The following is a 532-nucleotide window of genomic DNA, read 5'->3' as shown; positions in this document are numbered from 1 at the left end:
GCCCGGTCACATTCCGAACCCGGAAGCTAAGCCCTCCAGCGCCGATGGTACTGCACTCGTGAGGGTGTGGGAGAGTAGGACACCGCCGGACAATCTTCCAGTCGAGGGCCGCCCCATCCGGGTCGGCCCTCGACTGCGTAGCGCCATTGGTGGCGCAATCAGGAAGGATGTACCTGTGAGTTCAGGACCGCAGGACGGAGACCGTCCCCGTCGCTACGAAGACCGTACTGACGGCCCGGGTGGGCGCGACCGCGGCCCGCGCCGCGAGGACCGCGACCGTCCCCCGTACCGGGGAGACCGGGACAGCAGCGCTGGCGGCACCCGAGGCGGATACGCCGGCGGCCGCGACGGTGGCTCCCGTGGCGGTGACCGTGACGGTTCCCGGTCAAGCGCGCCTCGTGAGGGTGGCTTCCGTGGTGGCGACCGCGACGGCTCCCGGTCGGGTGCTCCGCGTGAGGGTGGCTTCCGTGGCGGTGACCGTGACGGTTCCCGGTCGAGCGCGCCTCGTGAGGGTGGCTTCCGCGGTGGTGAC

At 71.2% G+C, this 532-nt stretch carries 1 rRNA gene; it reads left to right on the top strand.

Annotated elements, in window-relative coordinates:
• Nucleotides 1–91: ribosomal RNA gene (gene rrf / locus ABZV00_RS32955) — 5S ribosomal RNA — on the top strand; the annotation flags it as partial.
• Nucleotides 92–532 lie beyond the last annotated feature (441 nt).

Origin of the sequence: Micromonospora sp. NPDC005173 (assembly GCF_040608515.1) — a bacterium.
Classification (GTDB): Bacteria; Actinomycetota; Actinomycetes; order Mycobacteriales; family Micromonosporaceae; genus Micromonospora.
Note: the sequence above shows the minus strand (reverse complement) of the source record. Positions and strands in the feature narration are given on the sequence as shown.